At 67.2% G+C, this 935-nt stretch carries 1 protein-coding gene; it reads left to right on the top strand.

What is annotated here, in order from left to right:
* Positions 1–935: IucA/IucC family protein (locus tag RA24_RS21565; protein ID WP_275041219.1), on the top strand; the 935-nt coding region annotated here is incomplete at both ends.

The raw sequence follows: 935 nt of genomic DNA, 5'->3' as shown, positions 1-935 counted from the left end.
CCCCGCCGCAACCCGGCGGCACCGTCTGGGAATCTCCGCCCTTGAAACTGCCCTGCACGAGGGCCACCCCTATCACCCCTGCTACAAGGCCCGCAGCGGGTTCACAGACGCCGACCACCTCATCTACGGGCCGGAAGGCGGCGAAACCTTCCGCCTGACCGGCGTCCTGTTCCACCGCGATCTGGTGCAGCAAGTGCTGCCGCACGAAGATTTCTGGGAACACGAACTGGGCAGTGCCGAATGGCAGCGCATCACCGCGCAGGCAGAGGCACAGAACACCTCCCTGCAGGACTTCTACTTGCTGCCCCTGCACCCCTGGCAGCACGCCAAACTGCAATCCGACCCGCTCTACAATCAATGGCGCACATCCGGCCGGCTGGCAGAGATCGGCCCCATCGGCACCCCCTGCCGCGCCACCCAGTCGATCCGCACCCTGATGAGCGCCGCAGAACCTTCCCGCGCCCATGTGAAAACCGCAATGGCGATGCGCAACACCTCCTCGCTGCGCACCCTCGCGCCGGAATCAGTCGCCGTCGCCCCGGCAATCTCCAATTGGCTGGCGCAGGTGCTGGACAGCGACCCGCTGTTCACCAGCCGCTACCCGCTGACCATCCTGCCGGAATACGCCGCCATCAACGCCGGCCGCGGCACCGCGCTCGACGGGCATCTGGCCGCCATCTGGCGGCAAAGCCCCGAAGCGCTTGGCCTGCCCGCAGACCAGATGATGCCGTTCAATGCCCTTGCCCTCACCGACCCCGATGGCAGGCCGCTGATTGCCCCCTGGATCGAAACCCACGGCCTGGACGCCTGGCTCGCCCGGCTGATCGAGGCTTCGGTGCTTCCCGTCTGGCACCTGATGGTGGCCCACGGCATCGGTCTGGAGGCGCATGGACAGAACCTGATCCTGCACCACGAAAACGGCTGGCCCGCGGGCC

The organism is Leisingera sp. ANG-M6 (assembly GCF_000813905.1).
In the GTDB taxonomy this organism is placed as follows: Bacteria; Pseudomonadota; Alphaproteobacteria; order Rhodobacterales; family Rhodobacteraceae; genus Leisingera.
This window is presented reverse-complemented; position numbering and strand designations above follow the sequence as displayed.